General features: G+C 65.9%; 12 protein-coding genes. 6 read left to right on the top strand and 6 right to left on the bottom strand.

The window, feature by feature from the left end; all coding sequences use genetic code 11:
* Positions 1-15: 15 nt before the first annotated feature.
* Positions 16-231: a hypothetical protein gene (locus ASD71_RS06150; protein WP_056561172.1), complete on the bottom strand. Its 216-nt coding sequence runs from the start codon at positions 229-231 to the stop codon at positions 16-18.
* Between the two features lie 151 nt (positions 232-382).
* On the opposite strand from ASD71_RS06150, the gene ASD71_RS06145 reads away from it, so the two are divergent.
* A complete protein-coding gene (locus ASD71_RS06145; protein ID WP_056561170.1) occupies positions 383-757 on the top strand; it encodes a hypothetical protein in 375 nt (124 codons plus the stop codon).
* Between the two features lie 6 nt (positions 758-763).
* On the opposite strand, the gene ASD71_RS06140 is transcribed toward ASD71_RS06145, so the two are convergent.
* Positions 764-2,149 carry a sigma-54 dependent transcriptional regulator gene (locus ASD71_RS06140; protein ID WP_056561168.1) on the bottom strand — a complete coding sequence of 462 codons (1,386 nt, stop codon included), beginning with the start codon at positions 2,147-2,149 and terminating at the stop codon, positions 764-766.
* Positions 2,150-2,406: 257 nt separating this feature from the next.
* Between ASD71_RS06140 and ASD71_RS06135 the strand changes: the two genes are divergently transcribed.
* Both ASD71_RS06135 and ASD71_RS06130 read left to right on the top strand, forming a co-directional pair.
* The gene (locus tag ASD71_RS06135; protein WP_056566476.1) at positions 2,407-3,327 is read left to right on the top strand and encodes a sigma-54-dependent Fis family transcriptional regulator; all 921 of its coding nucleotides are present in this window, start codon (positions 2,407-2,409) and stop codon (positions 3,325-3,327) included.
* A 157-nt stretch (positions 3,328-3,484) separates the two neighbouring features.
* Positions 3,485-4,927: an RNA polymerase factor sigma-54 gene (locus tag ASD71_RS06130; RefSeq protein ID WP_056561166.1), complete on the top strand. Its 1,443-nt coding sequence runs from the start codon at positions 3,485-3,487 to the stop codon at positions 4,925-4,927.
* Positions 4,928-5,157: 230 nt separating this feature from the next.
* On the opposite strand, the gene ASD71_RS06125 is transcribed toward ASD71_RS06130, so the two are convergent.
* From ASD71_RS06125 to ASD71_RS06115, 3 genes are all read right to left on the bottom strand, one after another.
* Positions 5,158-5,523 carry a hypothetical protein gene (locus ASD71_RS06125; RefSeq protein ID WP_056561164.1) on the bottom strand — a complete coding sequence of 122 codons (366 nt, stop codon included), beginning with the start codon at positions 5,521-5,523 and terminating at the stop codon, positions 5,158-5,160.
* Positions 5,524-5,652: 129 nt separating this feature from the next.
* Positions 5,653-8,649, bottom strand: a complete 2,997-nt coding sequence (locus ASD71_RS06120; protein WP_056561161.1) for a GAF domain-containing protein — start codon at positions 8,647-8,649, stop codon at positions 5,653-5,655.
* Between the two features lie 99 nt (positions 8,650-8,748).
* Entirely contained in the window at positions 8,749-10,029 is a 1,281-nt protein-coding gene (locus ASD71_RS06115) for an MFS transporter (protein ID WP_056561158.1), read from the bottom strand.
* Between the two features lie 104 nt (positions 10,030-10,133).
* Between ASD71_RS06115 and ASD71_RS06110 the strand changes: the two genes are divergently transcribed.
* Positions 10,134-11,033 carry a LysR family transcriptional regulator gene (locus ASD71_RS06110; protein ID WP_056561155.1) on the top strand — a complete coding sequence of 300 codons (900 nt, stop codon included), beginning with the start codon at positions 10,134-10,136 and terminating at the stop codon, positions 11,031-11,033.
* A 149-nt stretch (positions 11,034-11,182) separates the two neighbouring features.
* Complete coding sequence (locus ASD71_RS06105; protein ID WP_056561152.1) at positions 11,183-12,829, top strand: mucoidy inhibitor MuiA family protein; 1,647 nt, start codon at positions 11,183-11,185, stop codon at positions 12,827-12,829.
* A gap of 17 nt (positions 12,830-12,846) precedes the next feature.
* Here ASD71_RS06105 and ASD71_RS06100 read toward each other — a convergent pair whose 3' ends face one another.
* The gene (locus ASD71_RS06100) at positions 12,847-14,073 is read right to left on the bottom strand and encodes an EAL domain-containing protein (protein ID WP_056561148.1); all 1,227 of its coding nucleotides are present in this window, start codon (positions 14,071-14,073) and stop codon (positions 12,847-12,849) included.
* Positions 14,074-14,310: 237 nt separating this feature from the next.
* Here ASD71_RS06100 and ASD71_RS06095 point away from each other — a divergent pair, with 237 nt between their 5' ends.
* Positions 14,311-15,444, top strand: coding sequence for a 3-deoxy-7-phosphoheptulonate synthase (locus ASD71_RS06095; protein WP_056566474.1), 1,134 nt, complete (start codon positions 14,311-14,313; stop codon positions 15,442-15,444).
* The last annotated feature ends 2 nt before the right edge of the window (positions 15,445-15,446 follow it).

The following is a 15,446-nucleotide window of genomic DNA, read 5'->3' as shown; positions in this document are numbered from 1 at the left end:
GCTGGGACAACGGCGTCACTTCCCTCCGGGACGCTTGCCCGGATACTGGCCGCCCTCTTCATACTCGGCCCCTTTGGTGTTCGGCGCCTTGTCCGATTCGCGCTTGAAGGGCTCTTCCTTATCGGTCGGCTTGTCAGCCCCGAATTGCCCGCTCTGGTTCGACGCTTCCGTGTCGTCCTTCGGGGTGTTGGCCTTGGACTTTCCGGGCTGTTGTTCGTGTGGGGTCGTCATGAATGCTCTCCTTGAAACGCGCCCAGCCGAGAATGGCGGCCGGGCCGCCGTACCCCGCGCAAGCGCCGTGCCTGACGGCGCTGGGCACGGCGCTTGCTCTGACCCCTGTCGGGTCCGCCAACTATCGGACCACTTTCCAAAGGAGTCAGTCATGAAGCTGTCCAAAACGATTTGCCCCGCTTTTGCCCTCTGCTTTTCGGTCCTCGCGTTCCAGGCCTCCGCGCAGACTGGCACCGCTGGCGTTCGCACGAACGATCAGATCGACAACCAATACAAGATGGACAGGAAGCAATGCGACGGCATGAAGGGCAACCAGAAGGACGTCTGCCAGCAACAGGCCGAAGCCACGCGCGACAAGGCCAAGGCAGACACCAAGGCCGCGAAGGAAAAGGCCGAGGCCTCGCATGACGCGGCAAAGACGCGCAACGATGCCGACTATAAAGTCGGCAAGGAAAAGTGCGATGCCATGTCCGGTAATGCCAAGGACGCCTGCATGGCCGACCTGAAGACCCGCTACAACAAATAAGCGGTCTTAAGCGGATTCCCGGGACGGCCCGCCCGTCCGGGGATTCTCGCCAGGCAGCGCATAGCCCGCTGCCGCGTATTCCTCCAGACGGTTGTAGAGCGTCTTGGGACTGATGCCCAGCACGGCAGCCGCCTGCTTCTTGACGCCGTTGCACCGTTCAAGCGTCGCCAGGATAAGACGCCGGTCGGCCTCGGCCAGCGTCTCGCCGACGGGCACGCTGACCTGGCCGCCAGCCGACTCGCCACCGGGCGAGACATGTGGCACCAGCATGTCCAGATCCAGCACGTCGCCATCCGCCATGATGAACGCGCGACGAACAAAATTCTTCAACTCGCGCACGTTGCCCGGCCATTCGTATTGCTCGAGCGCCGCGGCCGCCTCAGGCGAAAACGCCTTGGTCTTGCCGGACTCTTCGTTGAGCGTCTGCAGGAAGCGCTGAGCCAGAAACTGGATGTCGCTGCCGCGATCGCGCAGCGCCGGCAGCTCGATGGGGAATACGCTCAAGCGGTAATACAAGTCTTCGCGCAGCTTGCCTTCCTGCACGGCCTGTTCCGGATTTCGGTTCGTGGCGGCCACCACGCGAATGTCGCAAGCGATCTCGCGATTGGTGCCCACGCGCATGAACTGCCCGGTTTCCAGCACGCGCAGCAGCTTGACCTGCAAGTCGAGCGGCATCTCCGTGACTTCGTCCAGGAACAGCGTGCCGCCGTCCGCGCGTTCGAAGTAACCCTTGTGCTGGCGATCGGCGCCGGTAAAGCTGCCGCGCTCGTGGCCGAACATTTCGCTTTCGATCAGGTTGGGCGAAATTGCGCCGCAGTTGACCGCGATGAACGGCCGCTGACGGCGCGGACTGAGTTCGTGGATGGCATGGGCGGCCAGTTCCTTGCCGGTGCCGCTTTCGCCAATCAGCAAGGTGGTGACCGTGGTGGGCGCCACGCGCCCGATCTGGCGGTATAGCGTCTGCATCCGTTCAGACTTGCCAAACAGCTTGCCAAAACGGCCCGGTTCCTCGAATGGGGTGCCGGGCATCTCGCCGCCCGAATTGATCATGATGCGCTTGAGGATTTCCTCCAGGCGCTCCATGCAGATCGGCTTGACCAGATAGTCGGTCGCACCCAGGCGCAAGGCCTGGACGGCGTTGTCGACAGTACCGTGGCCGGTCATCACCACCACTTCGGCGCTGCTCGCGGCAACGTTCTTGAAGATGTCCATGCCGCTGCCACCCGGCAGCCGGACGTCCGTCAGCACCAGGTCCGGCGCTTGCCGTTCGAGCTGGATCAGGGCGTCCTTGACGCTGGCCGCCAGGGCCACCGAAAACCCGCTATCGCGGCCGATTTCGGCCAGTGTTTCCCGTATCGCATCGTCGTCATCGACGATCAGCAGGTGAGGCATGCTATCTCCGTATCCCTTCTATAACTGTGAGAATAGTCACTATGGGGTCGGCCGGCGCAAATATTCGCCCGTTTCGACCAACGTTTTCCAATACTTGCAACTCGTCGCAATCAGACGGCAGCCGGCCCTCTACGATGGAGCTGCAGGCCCGCTTCCGGGACTAGGGATCAAGTATGGCTAGTCGAAATACCGCTACGCGCGCTACCGCGCCTTCCCCCACTTCCGTTTTCGCAGACACCAGCGGCATGTCGCCGCAAATGCGCAAGCTGGGGAGTCAGATCTCCCTTGCCGCAGCCACCGATGCAAGCGTGTTCATTATCGGTGAAAGTGGCGCGGGTAAGGAAATTGTCGCGCGCGCCATCCACGATGCGAGCGATCGCCGCGACCAGCCCTTCGTGGCGGTCAATTGCGGCGCGATCAGCGGATCGTTGGCGCATGCGGAACTCTTCGGCCACGAGAAAGGCAGCTTCACCGGTGCCGTATCCCAGAATGCCGGCTATTTCGAGTTTGCCAGCGGCGGCACCTTGTTCCTGGACGAAGTCACGGAAATGCCGCCGGACATGCAGGTGCATTTCCTGCGCGTGCTGGAAGTGGGTACGTATCAGCGCGTGGGCGGCACGGACGTGTTGCGCGCCAATGTGCGTGTCATCTGTGCCAGCAACCGGGATCCGGCCGCCTCGGTCGCGGACGGCCGGCTGCGCCAGGATTTCCTGCACCGCCTGCTCGTAATTCCGCTGCGCGTACCGCCCTTGCGCGAGCGCGGCGACGATGCCCTGCTGCTGGCGAAGCAATTCCTGGACACGCTCAATGCCCAGCACGGCACGCAAAAGACGTTTTCCCCGCACATGCTGGAAGCGATCAAGGCGCACGACTGGCCGGGCAATGTCCGCGAGCTGCGCAACGTGATCCAGCGCGCCTACATCATGGCCGACACCGAGCTGGACGCCGAACTGCTGTCGCGCAACCGAGGCCCCAACCAGGCCCAGATGCGCGAAGGATCGTTGAACTTCCCCGTGGGCATGCCGCTCGGGCGCGCCCAGCGCGAATTCATCCTGGCTACGCTGGCGCATCATGCGGGCGACAAACGGCTGGCTGCCGAGACGCTCGGCGTCAGTCTGAAGACGCTATACAACCGCCTGGATGTCTATGAAAAGGACGAACCCGGCGCGGCCGCCTGAGCAGTTCTTACCACCCCCTTTGTAATACTCTCCCAGCATGCCGCGTTCCCGACGCGGCTTCGCCCCGCGCACAAGGCTGGCACGATCTTTGCGTATAGAAGAGGAATGAGCCGCCTTCCGGCGGCTGCCCCTTCAGGAGACTCGATTGGGCCACCCGATGCAAGAACTTCGCCTGCGCCAGCAAATGACGCTGGCGCCGCGTCTGCAACAATCCGTCAAGCTGCTTCAGATGTCGGCGTTGGAGTTCACGACGGCCGTGCAGCACGCGCTGGCCACCAACCCCTTTCTTGAAGATCCGGACGAGTCGGAGCCCGAGGCGGCTTCGACCGCGCCTGGCGTGCGCGGCGAGATGACTGAGACCGATGGACAGGCCGCGCCGGAGCCTGTCGCGGCTTCGGAAAGTCCGGACGTGGATGAGCCCCCGCCCGATGCGCCCGCCTACTCCGGCGACTACCCCACGCACGCCCCGTCCGGCGGGGACAGCGACCTGGGCCAATGGGCCTGCGCCAATGTGTCGATGCGCGATCGCCTGTCCTTCGAACTGGGCAACTACCATCTGCAGCCGCGCGACCGCCTGCTGGCCGAATTCATCGTAGACGCGCTGGACGACGACGGCTACCTGCGCTCGCCGCTGGACACGCTCTGCACTGCGGCCGATGAAGATATCAACCCGATTCCCGACGAAAGCGAATGGATGGCGGCCCTGCGCCTGGTGCAGCAGCTGGATGTGCCCGGCATCGCGGCGCGCGACCTGCGCGAATGCCTGACGCTGCAACTGGCGGCGCTGCCCGACGAAGACGAAAGCATCCGGGCGCTGGCTCAGCGCATCGTGCAGGATCATCTGGAGCGACTGGGCAAGAACGATTACGCCGGCCTGCGCCGCGCGCTGGGGTGTTCGGACGACGACCTGCGCGACGCCTGCACGCTCATCCGGCACCTGGATCCCAAGCCCGGCGGCCGCTACAGCGGCGATGCGCCGGTCTACGTCGTGCCGGATGTGTTTGTCGACAAATGGCAGGGACGCTGGCGCGTGCTGCCCAACCGCAGCGCCATGCCGCGCGCGCGCTTGCACAGCGCCTACGCCGACCTTTTCCGCCGCGCGCGGCTGGACGACCGCAGCCCCATGGCGCAGGAACTGCAAGAGGCGCGCTGGCTGGTGCGCAATGTCGAGCAGCGCTATACGACCATCCAGCGGGTGGCCGAGGCGATCGTGAAGCGCCAGCAGATGTTCTTTGAGTACGGCGAAGTGGCGCTGCGCCCGCTCATGCTGCGCGAGGTGGCCGACGACCTGAACATGCACGAATCCACCGTGTCGCGCGCCACGGTCAGCAAATACATGACCACCCCGCGCGGCGTCTTTGAGTTCCGCCACTTCTTTTCGCGCGAGCTCGCCACGGAATCGGGGGGCTCGTGTTCCGCCGCGGCAGTCCGCGCGTTGATCAAGGAAATGGTTGAAGCCGAAGACCCGTCCATGCCGCTTTCCGACGTGGCGCTGACGCAGCAACTGGCGTCCAACGGCATTCTGCTTGCCCGCCGCACGGTGTCCAAGTACCGCGGCCAGCTGCGCGTGCCGCCGGCCGAACTGCGCCGCCAGCATTGAAGCGTGGCGGTATTGGCGTCCGATGACGGTGTCAGACACCCGGGCACAGCGTCGTCAGCGCGTAACAGCGTCGCAGGGGGTGTCAGACACCTCGGACCTAAGGTGTCTGACACCCGTTAGACGCAACCGCCAAGTTGCCAAGCCGCCCCAAGGGTGTCTGACACCGATCCCACAGCCCCTACGTCCCATAAAAAAAGGCTTCCTCGCGGAAGCCTTTTTGCGTGGGCTGCTTACTTGCTGCCGCCCGTGTTCGGATATCCCGGAGGAGGCGAGGCGCCGCCGGCCGGGGTATTCGGCACATTGTCATTGGCTTCGCGCTTGCGATTGGGCATTTCCGAATGGCTCTTGTCGGACTTCATGTGACCGCTCTTGTCCAGGTTCGGAGGCGTGGTGCCCGTATTGGGCGCCGCGTTCGGGGCAGGAGGAATCTGGCCCGGAGGCACCTTGGTGTTCGGCGGCACGGCAGCCCCGTCATTCGGCGTCGTGGACGGCGAGGTCGGGGGGGTGCTGCGGCCCGTGGATTGGGCATAGGCGCCGCCGGCAGTCGCGAGGCCGGCAATCAAAGCAAACGCGCAAGTCATGGCACGGTGTTTCATAGCGGAGCTCCTTGGTTGAAATGCCCAGACCTAGTCGCAAGCCCCGTGCCTGACCCCTGCTGCCTCTCCTCCCCCGGAAGTAGTCCGTCATGCGGGGCATTTTTTACCTGCCGTTGAAACACTTGACCCCTACTTGGCGCGCTGCGGGCCTGCGCTCTGCTCCAGCATGCGCTGCACTCGCTCACCCAGCGCGTCCAACGAGAACGGCTTGACGATGAGTTCCATCCCGTCTTCGAGAAATCCGCCCGCGCTGGCCGCGCTTTCCGCATAGCCCGTCATGAGCAGGACACGCAGGCCGGGGTGCGCCACGCGCGCCGCGTCCGCCAGTTGGCGGCCGTTCAGGTTGGGCAGTCCCACGTCAGTCACCAGCAGGCTCAGGTTGCGGGTGGACGTCACCAGCTCCAGACCCGCCTCGCCGTCGCCGGCCGTCAACACATGCAGGCCCATGTCGACCAGCGACTCGCGTACCATTTCGCGCACGTTCGTGTCGTCTTCCACGACGATGACGAAGGCCTGGCCGGCAGACGCCGCCTGCGTGCCCGTCGCACGCGGCGTATCGGCCGCCATTTCCGGCACGCCCTGATGCCGCGGCAAGTACAGCCGGACCGACGTCCCGACGCCCTCCGCGCTTTCCAGCACGGCGCTGCCGCCCGCCTGCTTGGCAAAGCCATAGGTCATGGACAGGCCCAGCCCCGTGCCTTCGCCCAGCGGCTTGGTGGTGAAAAATGGATCGAACGCGTGCGCCAGCACATCGGGCGACATCCCGCACCCCACGTCCGACACAGTGACCTCGACAAAGGCGCCCGGTGTGACGCCCGGGCTCTGGCGCAGCGACGTCGCATCGAGATGCGTATTTGCCGCCGCAACAGTCAAAATGCCGCCGTTGGGCATCGAGTCGCAGGCGTTGATCACCAGGTTGAGCATCGCGTTCTCGAACTGGTTCTTGTCGCAGTTGACGGGCCACAGGCCCGGCTCCAGATCGAAGACCAGTTTCACGCCCTCGCCGGTATAGCGATGGAACAGATCCGTCATGGAATGCAGCGTGCCCTCGACGCTGAACGGCTTGGGATCGATCGGCTGGCGCCGCGAAAAAGTGAGAAGCCGCTGCGTCAGATGCGCCGCGCGGTTCGCCGAGTCCATGGCCACCGTGATGAAGCGCTGCGCCTGTTCAGGCACGCCGCCCGACAACTTGCGCTGAATGAGGTACAGCGCGCCCGTAATGCCCTGGAGCATGTTGTTGAAATCGTGCGCGATGCCGCCGGTCAGGCGTCCCACCGCTTCCATTTTTTGCGCCTGGCGCAACGCGTTCTCGGTGTCGGCCAGCGCCTCGGCCTGCGCCTTCAAGTCCGAATCGTCCCGCCCCGCCACGTACAGGCTGTCCTGCGACCACGACATGCTCCACGTGATCCAGCTGTAGCCGCCCTCGCGGCGCAGGACCCGGTTTTCCAGGTGGCGGGCGGGCTGCCCGCCCTCCGCCTGCCCCTGATGCGACCAGGCGGCGCGCGTGGCGTCCAGGTCATCCGGGTGGATCAGTTCGGCCAGTCCCATCGACAGGAACTGATCGGGACTCCATCCCAGAATGGATTGCACGGCGGGATTCACGCTGGCGAACCGGCGCCGGCCGTCGATCACGGCCAGCAGCTCGGGAGACATCCGCCAGATGCGGTCGCGCTCGGCGATGGCGTGTTCGACACGCTGCTCCAGCATGCGCGCATACTGCGAGCGCTCGACGGCGTCGCACATCCGTTCGGCGACTTCCTCGATAAACGCCAGATCCGCGGGCTTGAGCCGGCTGCTCGACAAGGGGCGGACCAACAGCGCACCGCCTTGCCGCGCCCAGCGGCGCATCGGCACGACGATGGCCGACGGGCGGATGTCGCCGCCCTCTTGCGCCACCAGCGGCTGCAAATAGGTCGTGCGCCCCTTGCGCACCGCTTCAACGAAATCTTCTCCCAGCTCTTGCGTGGCCAGTGCGTCCTGGCTCGCCAGGTCGGTCTCGGACCGCCAGCTCGTCGACACCACCGGCGCCGCGCCATCACCGGCCCAATCCAGGACCGCAACCAGTCCCAGCGACAGATGCTGGCCCAGTCCCGCGCAGGCGGTCTCCTCGATTGCAGGCTGCAGATGCAGTTCACGCATGCGGTCGCCAAGCGCCAGCAGGAAATTCTTGCGATGCTGGCCTTCCCACAGCTCGGTCTCGGCGGCCTTGCGCGCGGTGACGTCAAGAAACAGTGCCATCACGCGATCGGGGCCTTCCTTGCGGGCCCGCGCCTCATACCAGGCATCCTTGGGCGCCGGCACCGCGAACTCGAACTGGGTAGGCTCGCCCGTTTCCACGACTTGCGCGAACGTATCCAGGATCTGACTGGGCACCCCGGGAATCATCTCCCGCAGCGTGTGGCCCAGCGTGTCGCCTTCGCGCATGCCGCTCTGGCGTTCAAAAGCGGGGTTGACCTCTAGAAAGCGGAAGTCCGCGATACGGCCGTCCTCGCCGCGCAGGGCTTCGGCCAGGAAAAAGGCTTCCTGCATGCCGTCGAACATCGCGCGCCAGCGTTCGCCGCTGCGGCGCAGCGCGACGTCCAGCAGATGCCGTTCGATTGCCAGCGCCGCGCTGCGCGTGACCATTGCGATCGCGTCGATATCCTGCGCGGACGGCAGCCGGCTTTCGTCGTAGTAATTGGAGAACACGCCCAGCAGCCGCCCGTCAGGCGCCTTGATTGGCGTGGACCAACATGCGCGCAGGCCATTGGCCAAGGCAAGGTCGCGCCACCGCGCCCACCGCGGATCGTTGGCGATGTCGTCCGTGTAGACGGGCGTGCGCGAGTGCGCCGCGGCGCCCCACGAGGCAGCCATCGGCCCAATGGCCACCCGATCCACGGCGGCATTGAACGCGTCCGGCAGGCTGGGTGCGGCGCCATGCCGCAATTCGGTCCCTGCGTCGTCCACCAGCGCGATGGACGCGCGCAGCGTCACGCTCGACTGCGCCTCGATGGCGTGCAGCACGTGCTCCAGCACCTGCCGGATCGGTACGCCGGCAGCAATGCGCTCCAGCATGATGCGTTCGTCTTCAAGACGAGCTAGCGTGTCGGTCCATGGCAGGGACACGCGGTCTTGCTTGGTCAGCATGGTTCCCCCTATCGCAATACAGAATGTATCGCGATAGAAGCACACGTGGCGCAACCCTCCGTAACGCGACGCTACCCTTCCTGGGGAAAAAGGGCGCGATCAGGCGGGACCGGCGGCGCCGGCCGTGGCATGCCGCCGTCCCGTGCGCCACGCAAGGCCCGCGCTGATCACCAGTGCGGCCGCCAGCAGCCCACCCGCCATCGCGGCCACGCCGTGCCAACCGCCGGCCGTCCAGAATTGGCCGCCGAGCGCCCCGAGCACGCTTGATCCCACGTAATAGACCAGAAGGTAGAACGAGGCGGCCAGCGCCTTGTAGCCACGCGCCATCTGTCCGACCCAGCCGCTAGCCACGGCGTGCGCCGCGAAAAAGCCGAAGGTGAAGACGACGATCCCGGCGATCAGCACGGGTAGCGAATTGGAGAGCGTCAGCAGCAAGCCCGCCAGCGCCAGGCCCGAGCCCGCGGCCAGCATCGCGCCGCGCCCGTGCCGGTCGGCCAGGCGGCCGAACCAGGTCGAGGCGAAGATGCCCACCAGGTAAACGACAAAGATGAACCCGATGAAAGTCTGGCTGAGCGAAAACGGCGGCAGCAGCAGGCGAAAGCCCACGTAGTTGTAGACCGCGACGAACGCGCCCATCAGCAGCCCGCCCATGGCGAACAGCGCGCACAGCGGCCCATTCTTCAGGTGCGCGCTAGCGCCTTCGCGCACATCCGCCCAGACGCCCGCCCATCCCTGGCCGCGGCGCGGCGTAAAGCGGCGCGAGGCCGGCAGGAGCCACACGAACAGCATGGCCGCGACGATGCCCAGCAGTCCCAGCGTGCCCATCGCCGCGCGCCATCCGAAATGGTCGGACACCAGGCCGGTTATGACCCGCCCCGACAGCCCGCCAAACGCGCTGCCGCTGATGTACAGCCCCATCGCGAAGCCCAGCGTGCCGGGCTCGACCTCTTCAGCCAGGTACGCCATGGCCACTGCTGGCACCCCGCCCATCGCCACGCCTTGCAGGGCACGCAGCGCCAAGAGGCTTTGCCAGTCCGGCGCGACGGCCGCGATGGTGCCGAGGACGGCAGACGCGAACAGCGACCACGCCATGACGCGTTTGCGCGGCAAGGCGGCGGAAAACAGGCCCACGAAGAAGATGGCGATGGCCAGCAACCCTGTGCACAGCGACAGCACCAGGCTGCTCTGGGCCGGCGATACGTTGAACGCGTGGGTGAACAACGGCATCAGCGGCTGCACGCAATACAGCAGGGAAAAGGTGGAAAAGCCGGCGGCGAAGAGTGCCCACTGGGCGCGGCGCAGTCCCGGCGTGCCGCGCGCCAGATAATCGGGAGCCGGGGCGCCGGGTTTCGTGGCGGGACTTGCAGAAGGGGTAGACATCAGGATTCTCGAAAAACGCCGGGCATGAGCCCGTGAAGACAAAGTAGACTTTTCCCCTGCATATGTCCAATATATGAAACCGGACCAGCTCATATTTAAAAACGATGGAATTGCGCCACCTGCGTTACTTCACCGCCGTCGCCGAAGAACTGCACTTCACGCGCGCGGCCGCCCGCCTTGGCATCGGCCAACCGCCGCTCAGCCAGCAGATCCAGCAACTCGAGCGCGAGATCGGCACGCCGCTGTTCCTGCGCCTGCCACGGGGCATTGCGCTGACCGAGGCCGGCGCCCAGTTCCTGGACGACGCGCGCGCCATCCTGGCCAGCGCGGACCGCGCCGTCGATATGGCACGGCGGCTGGGCCGCGGCGAACGTGGCGCCATCACGGTCGGCTTTACGGCGTCGGCTGTATTCCATCCCTATTTGCCCCGCGCCATCCGCGCCTTCCGCGACCGCTATCCGGACGTGCGCATCACACTGACCGAAAGCAATACCGTCACGCTGCTGCGCGGGCTGCGCGCCGGCGAGGTGGATGTCGCCTTCGTGCGCCCGCCCTACGTCCTGGACGCCGAATTCGAATCCGAACGCGTGCTGGACGAGCCGATGCTGATCGCCCTGCCACCCGACCATCCGCTCAGCCGCAAGCGCGCCATCCCCATCTCGGCGTTGGCCGAGGAGGACTTTGTCCTCTATCCCCGGCCCATCGGCGCGGGCCTGTACGACGCCATCCAGTCCGCCTGCCAGCGTGCCGGGTTCGCGCCGCGCGTCATCCAGGAGGCGCCGCAGATGGCATCCATCGTCAGCCTGGTGGCGGCGGGCGTGGGCATTTCCATCGTGCCTGCCGCCATGCGCCACATGGGCGCGCAAGGCATCGAGTACCGCCCAATCAAGGGCGATGCGCCGCACGCGCTGCTGGACATGGCCTATCGCCGCCATGACCGATCGGTGGCCGCGGAAAACGCCGTCGGCATGCTGCGCCGGCTGGCACATCCCGAACGCGAGTAAGGCCCGCAGCAGCCCGTATCCGCCTGTCGCGTTTGTCATTTTCTGTAAACCGTCCCGGCGGCGCCGGGGCTAGACTCACGCCCTTGCCGGCGATGCGTCCCCGTGGGAGACGCGGTGTCAGCCGCGCTCAACTTTATAAAGGTGCTCCCGTGAGACGTACCCTTCTGGCTCTGGCTTTTGCAACGATTCCTGGCCTGGCTGCCGCCGCCGCGCTGCCCTCCTCCATTGGCGCCGTCACCGTCTACCAGGACCGCGCCGTCGTCACCCGCGCCGCCAACAGCGAGCTTGCCGCGGGCGAACACGAGCTGGTGCTGGAAAACCTGCCGGCGTCGCTGCAGGAAAACTCGTTGCAGGTGTCCGCCAAAAGCACCGGCCAGGCCACGCTGCTCGACGTCAAGGTCAGCGACGTCTATCAGGCCGCGACCGCGAACGAACGCGTAAGGCAGATCGAGGCGCAGATCGACAAGCTGGTCAGCCGCCAGGCCGCGCTGGACGACGAAGCTGCGGTGCTGGACAACCAGCGCGAACTCATCCTGATGATGCAGCGCGGGGCCACGGAGCCGGCCAAGGACGGCGCCCGTCTCACGCTGGACGAACTGAAGGCGATCCAGACGCTCAGCGCCGAGTCGCTGGCCACCACGCTGGCGGGCCTGCGGCGCGTGGCCGAACAGAAGACCGAGCTGGAGCGCGAAATGACGGCGCTGCAGACCCAGCTTGGCCTTGTGCGCGGCGAATCGGGCCGCCGCACCAAGACCGTGACGTTGCGGGTCAACATGGCGCGGGCGGGCAAGCTGGATCTGGCGCTGTCGTACGCAGTGGCCGGCGCGCGCTGGACGCCTGCCTACGATGCACGGCTGCGCCCGGCCGATCGCAATGTCGATCTGGGCTACTTTGGCGTCATCCGCCAGAACACGGGCGAAGACTGGAAGAACGTGAAGCTGACGCTGTCCACCGCCCGGCCGTCGCTGGGCGGCGGCGCGCCCACGCTGCGCCCATGGATCATCGACGTGGCCGCGCCCCCCCCGCCGCCCCGTCCCGTCGCCGCGCCCGCTCCCGCCGCCGTGCAGGCCGAGATGCATGCCAAGCGCGCGCCGCGCGCCAGCGCAATGGAAGACAGCGCCGTGCTGCCCGAGCCGGAGGCCGAAGTCATCGAGGTCTCGACCGCCCAGGTCCAGAACGCCGCGACCAGTGCGTCGTTCCAGATCAAGAATCCCGCCACGCTGCTGTCGGACAACACCACGCAGCGCGTCGCCATTGCCACGGCCAAACTGCCCGCCGCCTTGCAATACCAGTCCACGCCGGGTCTTCGCGAGACCGTCTACCTGACGGCGCAAGCCAGCAACAACACCGACTTTCCCTTCCTGGCGGGACCGCTCAATACCTTCCTGGACGATGCCTTCGTGGCGTCGGGCGCCATGAAGGCGGTGATGCCCGGCGAAAAACTGGAACTGGCCCTCGGCGCCGACGATGGCATCTCCATCAAGCGCCAACTGGTGAACCGCTACACCGAAAGCACCGGATTTTCGGGTAGCGGCAAGCGCGTCACCTACGAGTACAAGATCACCGTCAAGAACAACAAGGCCACGAAGGAACAGGTGTCCTTCACGGACCGCCTGCCCATTTCGCGCAACGAGAAAATCGTGGTCAAGCTGCTGTCGCCGTCCGAGCGCGACATCAAGCGGGAAGAAGACGGCAAGCTGGTGTGGGAATGGGAACTGGAGCCGGGCAAGTCGCGCGAGACCGTGCTGAAGTTCTCGGTCGACTATCCGGGTGACATCGCCGTGTTCGGTCTGTGACGTTCAACCCATGACCCTCAGTGCGTGCGGCAGAACTCGATGAACGCATCGGGTTCCAGGGGCACGGAAATGCCGTAGCCCTGCGCCACATCGCAGCCCAGTTCGCTCAGGAGTTGCACATCGCGCTCCTGCTCGACGCCTTCGGCCACCACGCGCCGGCCCAGCACCCGCCCCATTTCAATCGCTGCGGCCACCACGGCGCGCGAGGCGGGCTCGCGGTGCATATGCACGATGAAGTCGCGGTCGATCTTCAATTCGTTGAACGGCATGGCCGAAAAGAGGCGCATCGACGCAATGCCCGCGCCGAAATCGTCCATCGCCAATTCAAAACCCCGCACCCGCAACAGGTTCAATGTCGACGACAGCGCCAGCCAGTCGTTCACCGGCTCGTCCTCAGTAAGCTCGACCTTGATCAGCCGGGCAGGCAGGCCCGCCTGCCCCACCTTCTGTTCCAGCAAGCCCGGCAGGTCGCGCGAGCACAGCGTGGACGCCGAGGCGTTGATCGCGATCGGCACGGCGATGTCCAGGTCCTGCATCTGGCGTAGCACGCTCAGCACGCGGTCGGTGACCCGGCTGAACAGCATGCGGTCCATGCCCAGCCGATGCGCCGCCGGCACGAAGTCGGCGGCGGAGATGGCGCCCAGCTTGGGGTCGACCCAGCGCGACAGCGCCTCGGCCGCCACCACGCGCCCGGTCGACAGGCTGATCTGGGGTTGCAGCACCACGCTCATGCCGTTGCCGGAAAGCAGCGCCTGGCTCAGCGCCGCTTCCATGACCTCGCGGCGCACGGATTTGGGTTTGTCCGGCGACGCGGATTCGTCGTCGATGCTGTGCAGCGCATTCTTGATGGCCTGCTGCATCGCCAGGCGCGACACGGGCTTGGACAGCGCCTGCGCCGACGGGCAGCCGGCCTGCAGGGCCAGCCGGACATGCGACTGCAGCAGCTCGTCGCTGAGGCTGCTGATCCAGATGATGGGCGGCATGCTTTTCAGACGCCCCGCATCCACCAGCCGGCGCAGGTCGTTGGGCAGGCGCGTGCCGTCGCCTTCGCCCATCACGATGTCGCTGATCAACACATCGTGGTACTGACGCGTGATCGCGCCGACCGCCTCGATGCTGCTTGCCAAGCCCGCCACGCGGCGGTAGCCCAACGCCAGCAGCATGTTCTGCAGGTAGGCGCGTTCGACAGGGTGATCTTCCACGAGAAGAATCCGTCGGGACGCTCCGGCATCGGGTTTTGGCATTGCTGACCGTCCTGGACCTGTACACACGGAAAGAAGCCGCACACGGCCCCCGCCTGCGCCTGCCGCGAGCCGGTTGCGCCGGCCAACTGAGAGCGTGAATCAATGCTAAGGCATCCACGCAAAACATGTCTTTATCGATAACGGGTTAATTCGCTTGCCGAGACCACCCATCCGCCTCCACCGTCCGCGGGTGCGATAATGGCGGACTTTCCCGCATTTACCGGCACGGAGCTTCCCTTGACCCGCATTGATGATCCCCTGCACGACCGCGAGGTCGGCGCCGCCGACGCCACCCAGGACAACACGCGCACCGACGACACCCGCATCAGCGCCGTGCGCCCGCTGATTTCACCCGCGCTGCTGCAGGATGAACTGCCGGTGTCGGCCAGCATCCAGAACCTCGTCGAGCAAAGCCGCGCGCAGATCGCCGACGTGCTGCATGGCCGCGACGACCGGCTGGTGCTGGTGGTGGGCCCGTGCTCCATTCACGACCACGCGCAAGCGATGGAATACGCGCGCAAGCTGCGCATCGCCGCCGATGAGCACAAGAAGGACCTGCTGATCGTCATGCGCGTGTACTTCGAGAAGCCCCGCACCACCGTCGGCTGGAAGGGCTACATCAACGACCCGCGCCTGGACGGCAGTTTCCGCATCAACGAAGGCCTGCGCCGCGCCCGCGAGTTGCTGCTCGACATCGGCGGCCTGGGTCTGCCCATCGCCACGGAATTCCTCGACCTGCTCAGCCCGCAATACATCGCCGACCTGATCGCGTGGGGCGCCATCGGCGCGCGCACCACGGAAAGCCCCAGCCACCGCCAGTTGAGCTCCGGCCTGAGCTGCCCGCTGGGCTTCAAGAACGGCACCGACGGCGGCGTGCAGATCGCTGCCGACGCGATGGTCGCCGCCAGCGCCAAGCACGCGTTCATGGGCATGACCAAGATGGGCATGGCAGCCATCTTCGAAACCCGCGGCAACCAGGACACCCACGTGATCCTGCGCGGCGGCAAGCAAGGCCCGAACTACGACGCCGCCAGCGTGCAAGCCTGTTGCGACGCCCTGCGCAAGGCAGGCCAGCGCGAACAGGTCATGATCGACTGCTCGCACGCCAACTCCAACAAGTCGCACCTGCGCCAGATCGACGTGGCCAACGACATCGCCGCCCAGCTGGCCCAAGGCGACAGCCGCATCACGGGCGTCATGATCGAAAGCCATCTTGAAGAAGGCCGCCAGGACCTCAAGCCCGGCGAGCCGCTGCGTCACGGCGTTTCCATCACCGACGCCTGCCTGGGCTGGACGCAGACCGAGCCCGTGCTTGACGCCCTGGCCCTGGCCGTCCGCCAGCGCCGCGAAAAGCTGGGCACGCGCGGCTGATT

The sequence above is a fragment of the Achromobacter sp. Root565 genome (assembly GCF_001427425.1).
GTDB classification, from domain to species: Bacteria; Pseudomonadota; Gammaproteobacteria; order Burkholderiales; family Burkholderiaceae_B; genus Achromobacter; species Achromobacter spanius_D.
Note: the sequence above shows the minus strand (reverse complement) of the source record. Positions and strands in the feature narration are given on the sequence as shown.